This window comes from Tessaracoccus sp. SD287, from assembly GCF_017355265.1.
Lineage (GTDB): Bacteria > Actinomycetota > Actinomycetes > Propionibacteriales > Propionibacteriaceae > Aestuariimicrobium.
The window spans coordinates 1-18,738 of the sequence record NZ_JADIJQ010000003.1; the positions used below are offsets into that span (position 1 = coordinate 1).

General features: G+C 68.3%; 18 protein-coding genes. 8 read left to right on the top strand and 10 right to left on the bottom strand.

Translation table 11 applies throughout. The features are described from left to right. Positions 1–81 precede the first annotated feature (81 nt). Positions 82–690, bottom strand: coding sequence for a methionine biosynthesis protein MetW (metW, locus tag IPV09_RS01775; protein ID WP_207473257.1), 609 nt, complete (start codon positions 688–690; stop codon positions 82–84). Beyond that, a complete protein-coding gene (locus IPV09_RS01780; RefSeq protein ID WP_207473258.1) occupies positions 687–1,892 on the bottom strand; it encodes a homoserine O-acetyltransferase in 1,206 nt (401 codons plus the stop codon). The genes metW and IPV09_RS01780 overlap by 4 nt, the downstream gene beginning before the upstream one ends. A 128-nt stretch (positions 1,893–2,020) precedes the next feature. On the opposite strand from IPV09_RS01780, the gene IPV09_RS01785 reads away from it, so the two are divergent. Further along, on the top strand, positions 2,021–2,641 hold the full coding sequence (locus IPV09_RS01785; RefSeq protein ID WP_207473259.1) for an alpha/beta hydrolase: 621 nt from the start codon (positions 2,021–2,023) through the stop codon (positions 2,639–2,641). 3 nt (positions 2,642–2,644) lie between these two features. On the opposite strand, the gene IPV09_RS01790 is transcribed toward IPV09_RS01785, so the two are convergent. Then, positions 2,645–3,199, bottom strand: a complete 555-nt coding sequence (locus IPV09_RS01790; RefSeq protein ID WP_207473260.1) for a hypothetical protein — start codon at positions 3,197–3,199, stop codon at positions 2,645–2,647. Positions 3,200–3,287: 88 nt separating this feature from the next. Here IPV09_RS01790 and IPV09_RS01795 point away from each other — a divergent pair, with 88 nt between their 5' ends. Together IPV09_RS01795 and IPV09_RS01800 are read left to right on the top strand one after the other, a co-directional pair. Next, positions 3,288–3,725, top strand: a complete 438-nt coding sequence (locus tag IPV09_RS01795) for a Fur family transcriptional regulator (RefSeq protein ID WP_207473261.1) — start codon at positions 3,288–3,290, stop codon at positions 3,723–3,725. 57 nt (positions 3,726–3,782) lie between these two features. Then, positions 3,783–5,342: a catalase gene (locus IPV09_RS01800; protein WP_207473263.1), complete on the top strand. Its 1,560-nt coding sequence runs from the start codon at positions 3,783–3,785 to the stop codon at positions 5,340–5,342. Between the two features lie 186 nt (positions 5,343–5,528). Here IPV09_RS01800 and IPV09_RS01805 read toward each other — a convergent pair whose 3' ends face one another. Together IPV09_RS01805 and adhE are read right to left on the bottom strand one after the other, a co-directional pair. Then, positions 5,529–5,966, bottom strand: a complete 438-nt coding sequence (locus IPV09_RS01805) for a MarR family winged helix-turn-helix transcriptional regulator (protein WP_207473265.1) — start codon at positions 5,964–5,966, stop codon at positions 5,529–5,531. A gap of 93 nt (positions 5,967–6,059) precedes the next feature. Further along, a complete protein-coding gene (gene adhE, locus IPV09_RS01810; RefSeq protein ID WP_242681106.1) occupies positions 6,060–8,732 on the bottom strand; it encodes a bifunctional acetaldehyde-CoA/alcohol dehydrogenase in 2,673 nt (890 codons plus the stop codon). A gap of 341 nt (positions 8,733–9,073) precedes the next feature. Here adhE and IPV09_RS01815 point away from each other — a divergent pair, with 341 nt between their 5' ends. Then, entirely contained in the window at positions 9,074–10,969 is a 1,896-nt protein-coding gene (locus IPV09_RS01815; protein ID WP_207473452.1) for a KUP/HAK/KT family potassium transporter, read from the top strand. A 31-nt stretch (positions 10,970–11,000) separates the two neighbouring features. On the opposite strand, the gene pdxT is transcribed toward IPV09_RS01815, so the two are convergent. Together pdxT and pdxS are read right to left on the bottom strand one after the other, a co-directional pair. Next, positions 11,001–11,597 carry a pyridoxal 5'-phosphate synthase glutaminase subunit PdxT gene (gene pdxT, locus IPV09_RS01820; protein ID WP_207473268.1) on the bottom strand — a complete coding sequence of 199 codons (597 nt, stop codon included), beginning with the start codon at positions 11,595–11,597 and terminating at the stop codon, positions 11,001–11,003. After that, positions 11,594–12,520: a pyridoxal 5'-phosphate synthase lyase subunit PdxS gene (gene pdxS / locus IPV09_RS01825; RefSeq protein WP_207473270.1), complete on the bottom strand. Its 927-nt coding sequence runs from the start codon at positions 12,518–12,520 to the stop codon at positions 11,594–11,596. The genes pdxT and pdxS overlap by 4 nt, the downstream gene beginning before the upstream one ends. 110 nt (positions 12,521–12,630) lie before the next feature. Here pdxS and IPV09_RS01830 point away from each other — a divergent pair, with 110 nt between their 5' ends. Next, positions 12,631–14,043, top strand: coding sequence for a PLP-dependent aminotransferase family protein (locus tag IPV09_RS01830; protein WP_207473271.1), 1,413 nt, complete (start codon positions 12,631–12,633; stop codon positions 14,041–14,043). Positions 14,044–14,156: 113 nt separating this feature from the next. Further along, a complete protein-coding gene (locus tag IPV09_RS01835) occupies positions 14,157–14,627 on the top strand; it encodes a DoxX family protein (protein ID WP_207473273.1) in 471 nt (156 codons plus the stop codon). Positions 14,628–14,688: 61 nt separating this feature from the next. Here the strand turns inward: IPV09_RS01835 and IPV09_RS01840 are convergent, their stop codons facing one another. The 3 genes from IPV09_RS01840 to IPV09_RS01850 are packed head-to-tail and all read right to left on the bottom strand — an operon-like array spanning position 14,689 to position 17,473. After that, on the bottom strand, positions 14,689–15,852 hold the full coding sequence (locus IPV09_RS01840) for an MFS transporter (RefSeq protein ID WP_207473275.1): 1,164 nt from the start codon (positions 15,850–15,852) through the stop codon (positions 14,689–14,691). 35 nt (positions 15,853–15,887) lie between these two features. Next, complete coding sequence (locus IPV09_RS01845) at positions 15,888–16,544, bottom strand: cyclopropane-fatty-acyl-phospholipid synthase family protein (RefSeq protein ID WP_207473277.1); 657 nt, start codon at positions 16,542–16,544, stop codon at positions 15,888–15,890. Beyond that, positions 16,541–17,473: an NAD(P)/FAD-dependent oxidoreductase gene (locus IPV09_RS01850; RefSeq protein ID WP_207473279.1), complete on the bottom strand. Its 933-nt coding sequence runs from the start codon at positions 17,471–17,473 to the stop codon at positions 16,541–16,543. Before IPV09_RS01850 ends, IPV09_RS01845 begins: the two co-directional genes overlap by 4 nt. 64 nt (positions 17,474–17,537) lie before the next feature. Between IPV09_RS01850 and IPV09_RS01855 the strand changes: the two genes are divergently transcribed. Further along, a complete protein-coding gene (locus tag IPV09_RS01855; RefSeq protein WP_207473280.1) occupies positions 17,538–18,101 on the top strand; it encodes a helix-turn-helix domain-containing protein in 564 nt (187 codons plus the stop codon). Positions 18,102–18,156: 55 nt separating this feature from the next. Next, entirely contained in the window at positions 18,157–18,726 is a 570-nt protein-coding gene (locus IPV09_RS01860) for an isochorismatase family protein (RefSeq protein ID WP_207473281.1), read from the top strand. The last annotated feature ends 12 nt before the right edge of the window (positions 18,727–18,738 follow it).

Here is an 18,738-nt window from a genome sequence, read left to right on the forward strand (position 1 = left end):
ACTGAACTCCGCAGCTGGCCCGCCGCTCACAGCAGACAGACGGCCGCACAGCGCCTCGACCCTCAGGCGCGTCCGCCCCCGCTACCCGTCCTGGGACAGCCGGTAGATGGCCGCACCGGCCAACATGTTCGGCCAGACGTTCACCAGTCGTCCGGTCTCGCCGCTTTCGGAGACCGGGACCCGCTCCTCGATGACCAGCCCGTGACTGGTCAGGAAGTCCTCCAGGTCGACCAGTGTCGAGTGGTGCAGGTTGGGCGAGTTGTACCACTCGTAGGGCAGGTCGCGGCTGCGTGGCATGTGACCGGCGAGCAGTCGAAGCCGGTGCTTCCACAGACCGAAGTTCGGCATCGACAACACCAGGCGGGTGCCGATGCGCGCCATCTGGGTCAGCACGGCCTCGGGCTCGCGGACGACCTGCAGGGTGCGCGACAGGACGACGACGTCGTAGGAACCGTCGTCGAACTCGTCCAGTTGGGTGTCCAGGTCGAGCTCGATGACGTCGACGCCGGCCCGGATGGCCTCCAACACGGCGTCGTTGTCGTTGTCGACGCCGGTGCCGCGGCATCCGTGGTGGTCGATCAGGTGGCGCAGCAACTCGCCGTTGCCGCAGCCAAGATCGAGCACCCGCGAACCGTTGGGGACCAGGTGCGCCAACAACCCCAGGTCGGGCCGCAGCAGCGGCCGGCTCATCGGGTCACCGCCCCGGCGGTTGCGCCGGTGGCCGTGGCGCTGGTGGCCGTCGGGCCTGGAGCAGGGGTCGCGCGCTCCAGCCACGCCCGCATGGTGTCGTGGTACTGGGGCACGTCGAGCAGGAACGAGTCGTGGCCCCAGACCGACGTGATCTCGCGGAAGGTGACGGGCAGTTCGCCGTGCTCCAGTCGCCGCACGATGCGACGCGAATGGGAGGTCGAGAACCGCCAGTCGGAGTCGAAGCTCAGGACCAGGAAACTGACGGGGTCGCGCAGCACCGCATCGAGGGCATCGGGCCGGGCGAAGGGGTCGAAGTAGTCCATGACCCGGGTCAGGTACAGGTAGCTCAGCGCATCGAACCGGGTCAGGAACTTGTTGCCCTGGTGGGCCAGGTAGCTCTCCACGGCGAAGTCGACTCCGAAACCGCGGGCCTGACCGGGGAACTGCACCTGGCGTCCGAACTTCTGCTCGAAGGCGTCCTCGGACAGGTAGGTGATGTGGGCCATCATCCGGGCCGTCGACAGGCCCAGGTCGGGGCCGTGGTCGTCGGGGAACCGACCCTCGGCAAAATCTGGGTCGCCCATGATGGCCTGGCGGCCGACCGCCGAGAAGCCAATGTTCTGGGCGGTGAGCCGACTCGAGGCCGCGATGACGGCGGCGCGGTCGAGTGTCTCGGGGTGACGCAACGCCCATTCGAGCGCCTGCATACCCCCCAGCGATCCGCCGATCACCGCGCTCCAGTGCTCGATGCCCAGGAAGCGTCCGAGCGCCAGGTGCACGGTGACGAAGTCGGCCACGTCCAGCAGCGGGAACTCCAGTCCATAGCGTTCGCCGGTGGCCGGGTTGACCGATCGTGGTCCGGTGGTGCCGGTGCAGCCGCCGAGCAGATTGCTGCTGACCACGAACCAGCGGTCGGTATCAATGGGCTTGCCCGGCCCGATCATGTTGTCCCACCAACCGGTGACACCGGCCTCATTGGTGCCGGCGGCATGGGCGTCCCCGGTCAGGGCGTGGCAGATGTAGATCGCATTGCCGGCATCGGCGTTGAGGGTGCCGTAGGTCTCATAGGCAACGGTGACCTCTTCGAGTTCCTCACCGCTGGCCAGCACCAGGGGGGTCTCCGGGGTGAACAGCATGGCTTCCTGGGTCTCCGTGTTCAGCAACCGGGGCTGTGGAACGGGGGACGGGACGCGAGCAACCATGTGCGCCAGTCTCTCGCAAGGGCCACGACGGTGTGTCGTCTGTCCACACCTTGCGCCGCACCGTCAGCGGGTCATGCCACCATGGTGGGGTCGGTGGGCAGGCCACCGCGTCGCCCAAGGAGACCCAGATGCAACTCGATGCCGATGCCGTCCTGTGGGACCACGCGGAGGACCCGGACGCGCCATTGCTGGTTCTGCTGCATGGGTTGGGCTCGCATGAGGGCGACCTCTTCGGGCTGGTGCCGCACCTGCCGGCCGAGTTGAACATTGCCTCGCTGCGGGCACCCCTGGTCACCCCGTACGGCGGACGGGCGTGGTTCGACATCGAGCCGCAACCCGAGGGTCCCCCGCTGCATCGTGGTGAGCAGATCGACGCTGCGGGCGAGGCCGTGGTCGAGTGGCTGGACTCCCTCGGCACGCGCTTCACCCGAATTGGGCTGCTGGGCTTCTCCCAGGGTGCGGCCATCACGCTGAAGGTGGCCAGCATGATTCCCGAGCGGTTGCAGTGCGTGGTCGCGCTGTCGGGACTGCTGCCGAAGACCCTGGAGGACGCACCCCGGACGAACCTGCCGGCCTTTGTTGCCGTTGGCGACTTCGACACGGTGATCACCGCCGATCGTTCGGCGCAGTTCGTCGAATGGGCCGAGACCCATCTGGACGCGACGGTGCGCCACTACCCGATGACCCACCAGGTGATCGCCGAGGAACTCGCGGACATCCGCCAGTTCCTGGACGAGCACCTGGCCTAGTACTCAGCTACGACCAGCGCTCTTCTTCCTGCCCTTGCCGCCCCGACGGGTGGCCTGCAGCGCCTCGCGTCGGCGCCGTTCCTCGGCACGGACCTCTTCTGGCGTGAGGGGGTCTGCGGAGTGGTGGACCCGGTTCGCCAGCAGCAGCGCGGCACCAAGCGCGACGGCCAGGGCCGGCAGGAACGGCCAGATGTTGCCCCACAGGTTCAGCGGAAACCTGAGGCCGACGCCCACGGTCAGGGCCGCGACCACCACCCAGACGAGCCACACGCCGACGCCCGCCAGCAACGCCCGACGCCGCGACTCGCGCACCCAGTGACGGGCCAGGGCGGCGAGGATCCCGGTCGACGGGGCGACCACGACGCCGGTCATGGTGCCGATCAGGGCCCCGATGCCGGCCCCGCCCAGCACGTCGCTGGCTGACCCGGGAACCATCAGGATGGCCATCGAGATCGCGCCGCCCAGGGCGAGCGCGACCACCACACCCAGCGTCACGCGTCCGAAGACCGCCAGACCACCGTCGGAGGGGTTCATCTCGGCTGCGGAGGGAATCGGCATGCGCCCATTATGGCAATCGGCCACACCCTCGCTTTTCTGGATCACAGTGTTTTTTGGACCAAATCCAATTAAGGGCTAGGGTGGGGGCATGCCCACCGATGACTTCACTGCCGCGCTCAAGGCCTCCGGCCTGCGCGTCACTGCTCCTCGGTTGGCCACTCTCGAGACGATCCACGATCTTCCGCACGCTGATGCCGACCAAGTCGCCGCAGCCGTCCGGGAGCGACTGGGGACGGTGTCGAAGCAGGCTGTCTACGACGTCCTGTCGGCACTCACCGATGCCGGTCTGGTCCGGCGGGTGTCCCCGGATGGACGTCGCGCGCGCTACGAGTTGCAGACCCGGGACAACCACCACCACATGGTGTGTCGTTCGTGCGGGTCGTTGCAGGACGTCCCGTGCCAGGTGGGCCATGCGCCCTGTCTGGAGCCGTCGGTCGACCACGGCTACGACCTCGAGATCGCCGAGGTGCTCTACCTCGGCCTGTGCCCCGACTGCCAGCGCGCGTCGGTGGCGACCACCCCCTGAAGCACCACCCCTTGAGCAAGACACACGCACCACAGATGAAGATTGAGGCGATGACGCATGTCCACCGTTGATCCCACGTCGGTTGATCCCACGTTCCACAAGTCCACCCATGAGTCGGGCGCCCCGCGTGACTCCGACGCCCATTCGCTGAGCGTCGGCACGGACGGGCCGCTGCTGCTGCACGACGTGGCCCTGGTCGAGAAGCTCGCCCGCTTCGACCGCGAGCGCGTCCCGGAGCGTTCCCCCCACGCCAAGGGTTCGGGTGCGTTCGGGGAGTTCACCGTCACCCATGACGTCAGCCGCTACACCAAGGCCAAGTTCCTTCAGCCCGGGGCCAGGACGCGGATGTTGGCCCGGTTCTCCACCGTCGCCGGTGAGCTGGGCTCGCCGGACACCTGGCGTGACGTGCGTGGTTTCGCGCTGAAGTTCTACACCGAAGAGGGCAACTTCGACATGGTGGGCAACAACACCCCCGTGTTCTTCGTCCGCGACCCGATGAAGTTCCCCGACTTCATCCACTCGCAGAAGAGGATGCCCGACACCGGTCTGCGCTCGAACAACATGCAGTGGGACTTCTGGAGCCTGTCGCCCGAGAGCGCCCATCAGGTCGCCTACTTGATGGGTGACCGTGGCCTGCCCCGCACCTGGCGCCACATGAACGGTTACTCCTCGCACACCTACATGTGGGTCAACGAGGCCGGGGAGAAGTTCTGGGTCCAGTACCACTTCCACACCAACCAGGGCGTCGAGAACATCACCAACGAGGAGGCCGGCAAGCTCGCCGGCGAGGACGCCGACTTCCACCGTCGCGACCTGTTCGAGGCCATCGAGCGGGGCGAGCACCCCAGCTGGAAGTTCAGCGTCCAGGTGATGCCCTATGCCGAGGCGAAGACCTACCGGTTCAACCCGTTCGACCTGACCAAGACCTGGTCGCACAAGGACTACCCGCTGATCGAGGTCGGTGAGTTCACCCTGAACGAGAACCCCACCAACCACTTCGCGCAGATCGAGCAGGCCGCCTTCAGCCCGTCGAACACCGTGCCCGGCACCGGACTGTCCCCCGACAAGATGCTGCTCGGCCGCGTCTTCAGCTACCCGGACGCCCAGCGCCACCGCATCGGGACCAACTACAACCAGCTGCCGGTGAACCAGCCCATCACCCCGGTCAACGACTACGGCAAGGAGGGCAGCATGGAGTACCGCCACAGCGGCAACGCCCCGGTCTACTCCCCCCACTCCTACGGCCGGTCCTACCAGTCCGAACAGGGTCCGGCCGCCAACGGCTGGGAGTCCGACGGTGCCCTGGTGCGCAGCGCCTACTCCCTGCACGCCGAGGACGACGACTTCGGCCAGGCCCACACCCTGGTCCGCGAGGTCTACACCGAGGAGCAGCGCCAGCGCCTGATCGAGACCGTCGTGGGTTCGCTGCTGGGTGGTGTCGAGGAGCCGGTGCTGTCGAACGTGTTCACCTACTGGCGCCACATCGACCAGCAGGTGGGCCAGCAGATCGAGCAGGACTACCGCACCCGGGTCGGCGACCAGTACCCCGGCGGTGACCCGATCGACGGGCAGCCCGACACGGTGTTGCCGCAGACCAACACCCACGCGGCGCACTGACCGGCTGACCGCAGCAACGCGGCCCTTGCGCCCGCCCAGTTGCCCGCAGTAATGACGGCTGCCCCTGCTTCGAAGCAGGGGCAGCCGTTGTGATCTGGGGTGTGTGTGCTCGTCCGGGGCAGGTGGCAGCTGGTGGACTGGGATGGGTGCGTGGACGCACCGGCGCGTGGCCTCAAGCGATGAGGGTCACTCGGCGCCCGTCCAGCCCAGGTTGGTGGCCATCCGCTCCAGCGTGTGGATGGCGGCCTGGTACTCCTCGGGCGTGATGCCCTCGGCAGCCTGCGTCCGCACCTTGTCGACCACACCGGCCAAGGTGACCAGGCTCGTGGTGCCGCGTTCGGTGAGCTGGTAGTGCTCCTCGACGATCTCCACCCAGCCGGACTCGACCAGCTCGCTCAGGTGCTCCTGCGGGTCGCTGGGTTCGTCCTGGCCCGCATGCTCAGCCACGAAGGGCGCCAGCATGCTGAGCAGTTCCTCGCCGGTCGCGGTGGTCCCGTCCAGCACGTTGAGGAGTTGCCATTGCAGCCGGGTGACACCGTGCTCCTCCAGGGAGCGGGCGAACTGCTCGGTGATGAGCATGTCCACGAGCTTGAGCCAGAATCCGATGGGGCGCTGGGTGTCCATGACGCGAGCCTATGCTGCCGTTGAGGGCGCTGGCAGCAACTAGGACGCGCTGTGCGACGGACCGGCGGCCCGCCGACGGGCCCAGTGGCGGCCTCAGGCGTCTGCCCCCACCGACTCCGGCACCTCCTCCACCGGCACCGGGCGTGAGCGCACCTGGTCGAAGCTCGATCCGTAGTAGGCGGCCTCCATCAACGTCCTCATGTCAGCAAGCATCGGCATCCTGGGGTTCGCCGGTGCGCACTGGTCCTCGTAGGCGGCCATGGCCAGTTCCTGCAAGCTGGACACGAAGGACCCCTCGTCAACGCCCTGGGCCTGGAAGGAGGCCTCGATGCCCACCCGGTCACGGAGGCCTTCCACCGCCCTGGCATAACTCTCGACGCCCTCGTCCGGTGTCGAGGCCGGCAGGCCCAGATGGGCAGCAATTTCCTGGTATCGCTGCGGGGCGACGTAGCGCTCGTACTTGGGCCAGCCCGAGAGTTTGCTCGGTACTCGACCGTTGTAGCGGATCACGTGGGGAAGGTAGACCGCATTGGTGCGCCCGTGCGGCAGGTGGAACGTGGCACCGGTGACGTGGGCCATCGCGTGGACGATGCCCAGGAAGGCGTTGCCGAAGGCCATCCCCGCGATGGAGGCCGCATTGTGCATCTTCTCCCGTGCCCGCAGGTCGTCGGGATTGGTGCTGTGGGGCTGGGTCAGCGCGCTGCGTTCGATGTTCTCGAAGATCAGCTTGATGGCGTGCAGGCACAGTCCGTCGGTGTAGTCGTTCGCGTACACCGACAGGTAGGCCTCGGTGGCGTGGGTCAGCGCGTCGAAGCCGGCGTCGGCAACCAGGAAGCCGGGCAGCGCCCGGGTGAGCACGGGGTCGACGATCGCCACCGACGGGGTCAGTGCGTAGTCCGCCAATGGGTACTTCATGCCTGTCTGGTCGTCGGTGATCACCGCGAAGGGCGTCATCTCCGATCCCGTGCCAGAGGTGGTCGGGATGCAGACCAGCTGGGCGAGCTTGCCGAGTTCGGGGAACTTGAAGGCCCGCTTGCGGACGTCGAAGAACTTCTCGCGCATGTCCGAGAACTGGGTGTCGGGGTTCTCGTAGAGCAGCCACATCACCTTGGCGGCATCCATCGGGGAACCACCGCCCAGGGCAATGATGGTGTCCGGTCTGAACTCCCTCATGGCCTGGGCACCGGCCTTCACCTCCGAGAGCTTGGGCTCGGGACGCACCTGGTCGAGCACCTGCACCTGCACCCGGTTCGCCCGGCGGCTCAGGACATCGGTGACCCGGTCGACGTAGCCAAGATCGGTCATCGTCTGGTCGGTGACGATGGTCACCCGCTGGACGCCGCGCATGTCCTGCAGGTAGCGCAGGGCGTTGGCCTCGAAGTAGGTCTTGGCCGGCACCTTGAACCACTGCAGGTTGTTGTTGCGTCGACCGCTGCGCTTGACGTTCACGAGATTCACCGCCGAGACGTTGTTGGAGACCGAGTTGTGGCCATAGGTTCCGCAGGCCAGGGTCAGTGAGGGCATGAAGGCGGTGTAGACGTCACCGATGCCCCCGAGTGCTGAGGGCGAGTTCTCGATGATGCGCACCGCCCTGACCGCCAGACCGAAGGCGGTGATGACCGCCTGGTCGTTGGAATGGATGGCACCGGAATGTCCCAGGCCGTCGAACTCGACCATCTGACGGGACAGTTCGATTCCGTGGTCCGGGGAATCTGCTCGCAGCACGGCCAACACGGGGGTCAGCTTTTCGCGGGTGAGCGGTTCGTGGGGCCCGACGCCAGCGACGTCGGCCAGCAGGATCGAGGTGTCCTCGGGAACCGAGAAGCCTGCCTGCTCAGCGATCCACACCGCTGACTTGCCGACTGCGGCCGAGTTGAGCTTGGCCTCGGCGCAGCTGGCGCTGTGGGCCGAGACGCCGAACAGGAACTCCTCGAGCATGCGCTTCTGGTCGGGGGTGGTCCGGAAGGCGTGCAGCCGCTGAAACTCCTGGAGTGCTGCCTCGGCGATCGGTGCGTCCAGGATGACGGCCTGTTCGGAGGCGCACACCATGCCCATGTCGAAGGACTTCGACAAGACGATGTCGTTGACGGCGCGTCCCACGTCGGCGGTGCGCTCGATGAAGGCCGGTACGTTGCCCGCGCCCACACCCAGGGCCGGCTTGCCACAGGAGTAGGCGGCACGCACCATGGCGTTGCCGCCGGTGGCGAGAATGAGTGCCACTCCTGGGTGGTTCATCAACTCGCCGGAGGCCTGCGTGGACGGATTGTCGATCCACTGGACGCAGTGCTCCGGCGCCCCGGCTGCGATGGCCGCGTCGCGGACGATGCGCGCAGCCTCGGCCGAACAGCGCTGGGCCGACGGATGGAACCCGAAGATGATCGGGTTGCGCGTCTTCAGGGCCAGCAATGCCTTGAAGATGGTCGTCGAGGTGGGATTGGTGACCGGCGTCAAGGCGCAGACCACCCCGACCGGGTCAGCGATCTCGGTGATGCCCGTGAGTTCATCGTGGGAGATGACGCCGACTGTCTTCTGGTTGATGATCGAGTTGGTGACGTGTTCGCAGGCGAACATGTTCTTGACGGCCTTGTCCTCGAACAACCCGCGGCCGGTCTCCTCCACGGCCATGAGGGCGAGGGTTCCGTGGTGGTGCAGTGCAGCCACCGAGGCGTTGCGGACGATGTGGTCGACCTGTTCCTGGGTGAAGGACGCGTAGTTCGTCAGGGCCTGTTCGGCTCTGCCGACGAGTTGGTCAATGGGAGTGGACATCGAAATCTCCTGCCCGGGAGCCACGATCCTCCGCATCCTCAGTGGATGTCGGGTCAAGGATGTGTGCGTTGGCGGCATCCCTTTCCCCTGACGGTAGGCCCCATGGGCAGCCCATGGAACCTGTTTGTGAATAGATTCACAAGATCTCTTTTCCGGGTGGCGAGGTGCGTGTTGCAAATCGTCTCGTCGAGGAGGACCATCGACGGGGCCGGTTCCGCCGGTCCATGCTGCACCAGGGAGTCGTCATGACCATCCAGCCGGAACCACAGTCCAGCACCACGGATGCGGATCCCCTCACCCCGACGCAGGCGGACGCACTGACACCACCGCGGCCGGCCGAGATGTTGGCCAAGGGAGGCGGCGCCCTCGGGGCCTTGACCGTCGCGGCACTGGGTGTGGTGTTCGGTGACATTGGGACGAGCCCCCTCTACTCGCTGCGGACGGTGTTCAGCGCCGAGCACAATGCCGTCCAGCCCACCCGCGAGGACGTCTTCGGCGTCATCTCGATGGTGTTCTGGGCCATCACCATCGTCGTGTCCTACGGCTATGCGGCGCTGATGATGCGGGCCGACAATGAGGGCGAGGGCGGCATCCTGTCCCTGGTCGCGCTGCTGCGCCGGCACCTCTCGCACAGGCCCCGCCTGATCGGGGTCACCCTGGTGATGGCCATCGTGGGCGCGGGCCTGTTCTACGGTGACTCCGTGATCACCCCGGCAATTTCGGTGATGTCGGCGATCGAGGGCCTGTCCATCGTGGACGAGCGCTTCGAGCGTCTGGTGCTGCCGCTGGCACTGGTGGTCCTGGCGTGCCTGTTCTCGGCCCAGCGGTTCGGCACCGGCCGGGTGGGCAGGTTCTTCGGCCCCATCATGGCCCTGTGGTTCGTCACCCTGGCGGCGCTGGGCATTCCGCACATCGTGAAGAATCCGGAGATCCTGGGCGCCATCTCGCCGCACCACGCGCTGGCATTCGGCTTCACCCATCCCGGAATCGCCTTCATCGCCGCCGGCGCCGTGGTGCTGACGGTCACCGGTGTGGAAGCCATGTATGCCGACATGGGCCACTTCGGATCGAAGGCCATCAGGCTGGCCTGGTTCGCCCTGGTCTTCCCTGCCCTGACCATCAACTACCTGGGCCAGGGCGCCGAGATCCTGCGCAACCCCGCGGCCGTGGCCAGCCCCTTCTTCCTGATGGCTCCGCAGTGGTCCCGGGTGCCGCTCATCATCCTGTCGACCCTGGCCACCGTCATCGCCTCGCAGGCGGTGATCTCGGGGGCCTTCTCGGTGTCGCGTCAGGCAGCGCGCGCCGGGCTGTTGCCGCGTCTCAACGTGAGGCACACCTCCAAGGAGGAGGGCGGGCAGATCTACATCTCCTCGATCAACTGGATCCTGTTCCTCGGGGTGGCAGTGTTGATCGCGGTGTTCCGCAGTTCCGAGGCGCTGGCCAGCGCCTACGGGCTGGCCGTCACCGGGACCCTGCTGCTGGAGATGTCGATCTTCCTGACGCTTGCCCGCTTCGTCTGGCGGGTCGCCATCTGGAAGATCGTCGTCGGGGTCGTGCTGCTGCTGGGCGTCGAGCTCGTCTTCTTCGCGGCGAACCTGGCCAAAATCCTGCACGGCGGCTGGCTGCCGTTGCTCATCGCCGGCGTGGTGGTGCTGCTCATGCTGACCTGGCGCGCCGGCTCTGCCACGGTCCACGGGCGTCGTGACGAGATCGAGGGCAGCCTGTCGGAGTTCATCGACATGGTGCGCGAGAGCAACATCCCCAGGGTTCCCGGGTTGGCGGTCTATCCCCACCCGAACAAGGAGACCACCCCGCTGGCCCTGCGCCAGAACGTCGAGTTCAACCACGTGCTGCACGAGAACATCGCGATCGTCACCATCGCCAACGAGAACGTCCCCCACATCCGGCACGTCGACCGTGCCGAGGTCGACGACCTGGGCTACCAGGACGACGGCATCATCCACATCAACTACCACGTCGGGTTCAACGACAGCCAGCACGTCCCACGCGCCCTCGACTGGGCCCGGGCCAAGCAGCTCGAGGGCATGGAACTCGACCCGGACCAGGCCTACTACTTCATCTCGTCGCTGCGGCTGACCAGGCGCGACGTGCCCACCCTGCCCCGGTGGCGCCGCACCATCTTCCTGTGGATGGCGCGCCACGCAGCCGACCGCACGGCCGTCTTCCACCTGCCACCCGAGCGTTCGGTCGTGATGGGCGGCCGCCTGGAGATGTGATCCGGGACGCGGCGCCGGAGCACCCGCGCAGTCAGCTGGCGGCGCCGCAGATCTGCAGGAACAGTCGGTGGAACCGGTCGTCGCCGCTCAACTCGGGATGGAACGAGGTGGCCAGCAGCTGGCCCTGGCGCACGGCCACGGGGTCCCCGTCCGTCCCGGAGCGGGCCAATACGTCGACCGCGGCGCCGACCTGCACCACCTGCGGTGCCCGGATGAAGATGCCGGGAAACGCCCGGCACGGAAAGGCGGACACCTGCAGGGGTGCGGTCGAGGAGGCCCGTTGGCCGCCGAAAGCATTGCGCCGTGCGGTGAGGTCAAGGCCACCGACGGTGGCGTGGTCCCCCAACGCCTGCCCGCCCTGCACCCGGTCGGCGAGCAGGACCAGGCCGGCGCAGGTGCCGAAGAGGGGCAGGCCGGACTCCCGACGCGCCCGGACCTCCTCGAACAGGCCGGTCGTGGCCCCGGCGCGGGCCATCGCGGTGCTCTCACCGCCGGGAAGGACCAGGCCGTCGAGGCCGTCCAGGGCCGACGGGGTGCGGATCTCGCGGACGACCGCGCCGAGTCCGGCGAGCATCCGCACGTGCTCGCCGACCGCACCCTGCAGCGCGACCACCCCGATCGTGGTCACCAGCCGCGCTCGGAGAGTCGGTGGGGGGCTGGGAGGTCGGCGACGCTGATGCCGACCATGGCTTCGCCCAGACCGCGGGAGACGTCGGCGACCACGTCGGGGTCGTTGTAGTGGGTGGTCGCGCGGACGATGGCCGCAGCGCGCTTGGCCGGCTGGCCCGACGTGAAGATCCCGGAACCGACGAACACGCCGTCTGCGCCCAGCTGCATCATCATGGCGGCGTCGGCCGGGGTGGCGATGCCGCCGGCGACGAAGGTCACCACGGGCAGCCGACCCTCGCGGGCGACCTGTCGGACCAGGTCATAGGGCGCCTGCAGTTGTTTGGCCGCCACGAAGAGTTCGTCCTCGTCGCGGGAGGCCAGGGCACGGATCTCGCCCTGGATGGTGCGCAGGTGCTTGGTGGCCTCGGAGACGTCCCCGGTGCCCGCCTCGCCCTTGGAGCGGATCATGGAGGCGCCTTCGGTGATGCGTCGCAGTGCCTCACCGAGATTGGTCGCCCCGCACACGAACGGCACCTCGAACTTCGTCTTGTCGATGTGGTTGACGTAGTCGGCCGGGGACAGGACTTCGGACTCGTCGATGTAGTCGACGCCCAACGCCTGCAACACCTGGGCCTCGACGAAGTGACCGATTCGGGCCTTGGCCATCACGGGCACCGACACCGCCTGGATGATGGCGTCGATCAGGTCGGGGTCGCTCATCCGGGCCACCCCACCCTGGGCCCTGATGTCCGCGGGGACCCGCTCCAGCGCCATCACGGCGACGGCACCCGCGTCCTCGGCGATCCTGGCCTGCTCGGCGGTGACGACGTCCATGATCACCCCACCCTTCAGCATCTGAGCCAGGCCTCGATTGACGACAGTGCGCTCCACGGTGGGAGGCGCTGTGGTGGCGGCGGCGGCGGTCGAGGTCGCAGTGGTCATGGTTCTCACAATCGTGGTGCGGGGATGGTCGTCGTCCATGCTGCCGCGAGATTCTGGCCCACCACAGGGGCAGTTGCATGCGAGTTCACTGGGCCAGTTACGCTGGTCGGATGCCACGCACCGTGCCGAACTGGGTGCCGGTCCTGGACCGCACCGCGGGCCCATCGCTGCCCTCACAGATCGCGGCGACGGTCCGGCGCGACGTCGCTTCGGGGGCGCTGAGACCCGGCGAGCCGATGCCCTCGAGTCGTGTCCTGGCCCGCCGGTTGTCGGTTTCGCGCGGGTCGGTCGAGTCCGCCTACGACCAGCTCCTGGCCGAGGGCTACCTGCTGTCCAGGGCGCGTTCCGGCACCTTCGTCAACCCGCATCTGCGCACCCCCGCCCCACACCGGGGCGACGCCGCGTCGGCCGCGCGACCCAGTGCTGCGCAGCCGCTGGCCCGACTCGACCTGACCCCGGGCCATGACACCCACTCTCCGCTGGACGACCCGGCGTGGCGGTCAGCCTGGCGCCGTGCCGGCGACCCGGGACGCGGCCACACCAACCTGCCCACCGACCCCATGGGCGAGATGGTCCTGCGCGCGGCCGTCTCGGAGCACCTGCGCCTCATGCGCGGGTTGGTGGTGGACCCCGCCCGCATCGTCATCACCGCCGGCTCCCGCGACGGACTGGCCCTGCTGCTGGCGGCGCTGTCCGCCAGTGGCGCACCGCCGCGCGTGGGGGTGGAGGACCCCGGCTTCCCGGGTCTGCGCGCCACCCTGAGGCGACGCGGCATCGAGATCGTGCTGCTTCCGGTTGACGACCACGGACTCGTCGTCCCGGGCACCGACTCCGACGCCGAGGCCCCCGGCGTCGTCCTGGTCACCCCCAACCACCAGTTCCCCTTCGGCTCGGCCATGCCGGCCACCCGTCGCACGGAGCTGCTGGAATGGGCGTCGAACCGGGGAACGATGGTCGTCGAGGACGACTACGACAGCGAGTTCCGCTACGTGGGACCCCCCTCCCCTGCCCTGTACGGTCTGGTGCCGGGGGCGCCAGTGGTCCACCTCGGCACCTTCTCGGGCATGCTTTCCCGTGACGTCGGCACGGGCTACCTGTTGCTGCCGGACGCCCTGGTCGACCTGATCACCGCCGTCCGGGCTGACCTGGGCTGCCCGGTGGCGCCGATCCTGCAGCGTGCCGTGGCCGACTACCTGGCCGAGGGCGGGTTGCGGCGCCGGCTGCAACGGTCCCGTCGGCGACTCCTGACTGCCCAGGACATGGTTGCCTCGAGCCTGCAGGCCATTCCGGGGTCGGTCGACCACGGCCGGATGATGGTGGTGGAGGCTCCACCTGAGCAGGCGGCCCGCATCCGGCAGGCCTGCCTCGAGCGGGGTGTGCTGCTGGGCGACCTGGCGCAGGGATGGACGAGGTCGCCGGGAAGCACCGGCGTGGTGCTGGCCTACGGCTCAGTGACCCCCCAGGAGTTGGCCATCGCCCTGGACGTCCTGGGGTCCGTGGTCCGCGACGTGGCCGGTCATTGAAGGGCGTCGGTCTCGTATGGTTGAACGTTTGACTAATCGCGTGCGTCCATGCTTCTATTGAACAGTCAAGTAAATCCGTCCTCGAGGCGGCACCAGCACTTCCAGGAGGACTCATGCGTCTCGTCCACACCCCCAGCCCGACTGTTCGTTCCGGCGCCCTGCTCGTCGCCCGCGTCATCCTCGGCGTCATTCTCATCGCCCATGGACTGCAGAAGTTCACCGAATGGACCCTGGCCGGCACCGGGCAGGCCTTCGCCTCCATGGGTGTGCCGATGCCGGGCACCTCGGCCACCATCGCCGCCCTGGTGGAGCTCGTCGGTGGCGTGCTGCTGATCCTGGGCGCCTTCACCCCCATCGTTGGTCTTGTGGTCTTCCTCGAGATGCTCGGCGCCGCGGTGCTGGTCCACCTCGCCGGCGGCGTGTTCGTCGCCAACAACGGTTGGGAACTGGTCGGCGCCATCGGTGCCGGGGCACTTGCCCTGGCCGCGGTCGGGGCAGGCAAGTGGTCCGTCGACGGTGCCCTGCAGGCACGCAAGCCCGCTCCGGTGGCTGAAGAGGTCCGCGAGCCGGTCAGCGTTCGCTGACCTGTCCTCATCGAACGGTCTCGGGCCGTCGCCACCGTCGGTGGCGGCGGCCCGCTGCGTGTCACGGCACCTGCAGCGGTCCCCGACGACCGAGCGCCCAGACCACCAGGGCGGCCACGCTGCCCGCCGCCCCGGCAACGCTGACCGCCGTCCAGCCCCACCAGGCCCACAGCGCGCCGGCGGCCGCCGAACCCGCGGCCGCCGCCACGAAGTTGAAGGTCACGAAGACCGCGTTCAGCCGGCTGCGCTCGGCATCGGAGACAGCGAACAGGCGGATCTGGTTGAGGATCATCTGACCCTGCAGGGCAACGTCGATGAGCACGACGGCCGCGATGAGCACTGCCAGGGAACGTGCCCCGAAACCGACGCCGACCCAGACCAGAAGGGCGAGCAGCCACAGGGCGCCAGTGGCAGCCACCGAATGGCCGCGGTCGTGCAGCACACCGACCCGCCGCGACACCAGCGCCCCGGCCAACCCGGCCAGACCGAACAGACCGATCTGGGTCAGGCCGAAGGAGTAGGGCTCGGCGCTGAGCAAGAACGTCAGCGCCGTCCAGAACATGGTGAAGGTGCCGAAGCCGAGCATGCCCAATGCCATCGTCCAGCGCACCGTGCGCTCACGGATGATGACGCTCAACACCGATCGCATCAGCGCCGGGTACCGCATTCGCTGCCGTGGCGGAAGGTCCGGCAGGCTGCGGAACATCACCACCGCAAGCACGACGGCCACGACCGCCGCGACCAGGTAGACCACCCGCCACCCGACCAGGTCACCCACCACGCCGGCCAGGGTGCGTGAGAGCAGGATTCCGATCAGGATGCCAGCCGTGACGGTCGAGACGTACTCGCCGCGCATCGCGTCCGGGGACAGGTCACCGGCCAGCGGCACCAGCAGTTGCCCGGCAATGGCAGTGACGCCCAGGGCGGCCATCACCACCAGCAGCGCAGCCATGCTCGGCGCCATCGCCACCGCGACCAGAGCCAGGGCCGAGGCCGCGATCATCAGCGGCACCATCCGGCGTCGGTTGAGGACGTCCCCGAGCGGCAGCAGCAGCAGGATGCCGGCGGCGTACCCCAGTTGGACCAGCGTCAGCACCCAACTGGCGCCGGATGGCGCCATGCCGAAGTCGGCGGCGATCGCCGCCAAGAGCGGCTGCGACCAGTAGAGGTTGGCGACGGCGGCTCCGGCAGCCACCGAGAACAGCCACGCCAGGCGTGGCGTCATGTCCCCATCCAAGCACCCTCAGGTTTCGTTGGCCCTCACGTTTCGTCGACACGACGACGGCGCACCAACACCACCGAGTCGTTCAGCGCCGCGGTCGTGCCGTCCGGACCGCTGGCCCGGCGTTCCCGGACCTCGCAGGCCAGCACCTCCCAGTGGGTCTGGTCCAGGCCCAGGGCGGCGAGGTCGGTGTCCGGGGCGGGGAACGTCTGGCCGTCGTGGTCCCCGTGCCCGGCGTGGTCGTGGCGGGACCACGGTGGCGGTGAGGCGTGCCCGACGACCAACAGCACGCCGCCCGGGGCGACGAATCCGGTGGCCCGCCGCAGGATCTGCTCACGGGGTATCGCGACCGGCCAGGACTGCAGGAACGAGGCGCTGACCAGGTCGTATTCGTCGTCGGGGGTCCACGCGGCCAGGTCGGCGGCCAAGAAGGTGGTCCGCTCCGCAAGTCCCCGCTCCTGTGCGCTCTGCCGTGCCCGGGACACCGCCGTGGCAGACAGGTCGACGCCGGTCGCCTGCCATCCGTTGCGGGCGAGCCACACTACGTCCCCGCCCTCGCCGCAGCCGAGGTCAAGGGACCGCCCGGGCACCAGACCGGCGGCCACGTCCGCCAGGACGGGGTTGACCCGGCCCGACCAGACCCGCTCGGAGTCGGCGTAGCGCTGCTCCCAGAATTCAGTGGGCGTCGAGTTCATCGGTCCATCCCTTCGATCAGTGCCCGGTCGAAGTCCTCGTTGACCAGTGCCATGTTCACTGCCCCGCCGACGCTATTGCCGGCCCCCGCTGAGACTGGCACCGTCGCCGCCGGGTTCACCACGTTGCCGGCAGCCCAGATCCTCGGTGAACTGGTCCGGCCCATGGCGTCCACGGCGAGGAACCTGCCCACGGGGGTGTCAACGCGGTCCAGGGCCAGGTCGGCGAGGAAGTCGTCGTGCGGTCGGGGGACGCTGGCGCTGAACAGCGCATCCACCGCCACCACCTGCCCATCGGCCGTGCGGACCCCGGTGATGCCGGTGCCCTCACCCAGCACCTCGACGGCAGGACCGACGATGCGGACGTCCCGGGAGCGGAGTCGGTCGGCGATGGTGTCGTCCAGCAGGCCCGGAGCCGCGAACAACACGACGTCCTCGCTCCACTGGCGGATCAACTGGGCCTGGTGCAGCGACATCGGCGAGACACCGAGCACACCCAGTCGGCGTCCGTGCACCTCCCAGCCGTGGCAGTAGGGGCAGTGCAGCACCGTGGTGCCCCAGCGCTCCCCCAGCCCCGGTACATCCGGCAACTCGTCGGTCATGCCGGACGCCACGACCAGGGCGCGGGCGGACAGGCGGGTGCCGTCGTGCAGGTCCACCGCCAGGCCTGAGTCCTGCTCGGTGACCCGTTCGATGTTGCCGGTTCTGATCTCGACACCGTACTGGGCGACCTCACGTCGGCCGCTGACCAGCAGGTCTGCCGGGTTGACCCCCTCATTGCCGAGGACACCGTGCATGGCATCGGCGAACCGGTTGCGGGGTGCGCCGGCGTCGATGACGAGTACGCGTCGTCGGGCCCGGCCGAGCATGAGTGCGGCTGACAGTCCCGCCACACCACCGCCGACCACGATGACTTCCCAAGTATTGGACATGCCTCCACGATGACTGACAAACTCGGGTCATGCAATTGTTCTTGCCGAATCAGCAAGTAGTCCGATGACCGACGAACTAGCCCAGATCGGCCCGCGGCTTCGCGCGGCCCGCCGCGCCCGTGGACTGACCCTCGACGACCTCGCCGCCCAGGCGCGGATGTCGACCAGCACCCTGTCCCGGCTGGAGTCCGGCAAGCGCCAGGCGAGTCTGGAGCTGCTACTGCCGTTGACCCGGCTGCTGGGAATCCGGATCGACGACCTGCTGCCTGACCAACAGCGCGACCCCAGGGTCCGACGTCCGGAGATACGCCGTGAAGGCATGACGATCCTTCCGCTGACACCGGAGGGCTCTCCGATCAGCACGTACCGGATCACCTACCAGCCGGCCACCACGCCGCCACGGCTGCGGGTGCACGACGGGTACGAGTGGATCTACGTTCTCAGCGGTCGGTTGCTGCTGCAGTTGGGCGAGCAGCGGATCGTCCTGACCCGTGGCGAGGCGGCCGAATTCGACACCCGCACACCCCACACGATGAGTGCCACCGGTGGCCGGCCCGCCCACGTGCTCAGCATTTTCAATGGCGACGGCGAGCGGATGCACACCCACGTCGAGGGACAGTCGACCTAGCGAGCCAGATCCGCAGCAGCACCAATACACAGGCTGTCCTTCGTAGACTGGGCGCATGAATGACGCCCTGTTGATCGTCGACGTGCAGAACGACTTCACTGAAGGCGGTGCACTGGGTACCGATGGCGGTGCGGCGGTGGCCGTCGCGGTCACCGAGCACCTTGCCAGCCACAACTATGACCTGGTCGTGGCCAGCCGCGACTGGCACGACGCCGCGGGCGACAACGGTGGCCACTTCGCCCAGGAACCTGACTACGTCGACACCTGGCCGACGCACTGCGTCGCGGGGTCCAGCGGCGCCGAGTACCACCCGGCGCTGGACACCAGCGTCGTCGACGTCCACGTGCTCAAGGGACAGGGCGTGCCCGCCTACTCCGCGTTCGAGGGCCGGACGGTCGACGGCGACCTGCTGGCTGACATCCTGACTGGACGAGGCATCACGGTCCTGGACGTGGTCGGCATCGCCACTGACCACTGCGTCAGGGCCAGCGCGCTCGACGCGCGTAGGCTCGGACTCGAGGTGCGAGTGATCGACTCGTTGACCAGCGCGGTCTCACCCGACAGCCGGGCCACGGCGATCAGCACGATGCGCACGGCGGGCATCACCGTGTGCGATCGCCCCTGAACTGGAACCCTG

Bases quoted from the DNA above. Each gene is read 5' to 3' on its own strand.
- metW (WP_207473257.1), bottom strand. From the start codon at position 690: ATGAGCCGGCCGCTGCTGCGGCCCGACCTGGGGTTGTTGGCGCACCTG.
- IPV09_RS01780 (WP_207473258.1), bottom strand. From the start codon at position 1,892: ATGGTTGCTCGCGTCCCGTCCCCCGTTCCACAGCCCCGGTTGCTGAAC.
- IPV09_RS01785 (WP_207473259.1), top strand. From the start codon at position 2,021: ATGCAACTCGATGCCGATGCCGTCCTGTGGGACCACGCGGAGGACCCG.
- IPV09_RS01790 (WP_207473260.1), bottom strand. From the start codon at position 3,199: ATGCCGATTCCCTCCGCAGCCGAGATGAACCCCTCCGACGGTGGTCTG.
- IPV09_RS01795 (WP_207473261.1), top strand. From the start codon at position 3,288: ATGCCCACCGATGACTTCACTGCCGCGCTCAAGGCCTCCGGCCTGCGC.
- IPV09_RS01800 (WP_207473263.1), top strand. From the start codon at position 3,783: ATGTCCACCGTTGATCCCACGTCGGTTGATCCCACGTTCCACAAGTCC.
- IPV09_RS01805 (WP_207473265.1), bottom strand. From the start codon at position 5,966: ATGGACACCCAGCGCCCCATCGGATTCTGGCTCAAGCTCGTGGACATG.
- adhE (WP_242681106.1), bottom strand. From the start codon at position 8,732: ATGTCCACTCCCATTGACCAACTCGTCGGCAGAGCCGAACAGGCCCTG.
- IPV09_RS01815 (WP_207473452.1), top strand. From the start codon at position 9,074: ATGTTGGCCAAGGGAGGCGGCGCCCTCGGGGCCTTGACCGTCGCGGCA.
- pdxS (WP_207473270.1), bottom strand. From the start codon at position 12,520: ATGACCACTGCGACCTCGACCGCCGCCGCCGCCACCACAGCGCCTCCC.
- IPV09_RS01830 (WP_207473271.1), top strand. From the start codon at position 12,631: ATGCCACGCACCGTGCCGAACTGGGTGCCGGTCCTGGACCGCACCGCG.
- IPV09_RS01835 (WP_207473273.1), top strand. From the start codon at position 14,157: ATGCGTCTCGTCCACACCCCCAGCCCGACTGTTCGTTCCGGCGCCCTG.
- IPV09_RS01840 (WP_207473275.1), bottom strand. From the start codon at position 15,852: ATGACGCCACGCCTGGCGTGGCTGTTCTCGGTGGCTGCCGGAGCCGCC.
- IPV09_RS01845 (WP_207473277.1), bottom strand. From the start codon at position 16,544: ATGAACTCGACGCCCACTGAATTCTGGGAGCAGCGCTACGCCGACTCC.
- IPV09_RS01850 (WP_207473279.1), bottom strand. From the start codon at position 17,473: ATGTCCAATACTTGGGAAGTCATCGTGGTCGGCGGTGGTGTGGCGGGA.
- IPV09_RS01855 (WP_207473280.1), top strand. From the start codon at position 17,538: ATGACCGACGAACTAGCCCAGATCGGCCCGCGGCTTCGCGCGGCCCGC.
- IPV09_RS01860 (WP_207473281.1), top strand. From the start codon at position 18,157: ATGAATGACGCCCTGTTGATCGTCGACGTGCAGAACGACTTCACTGAA.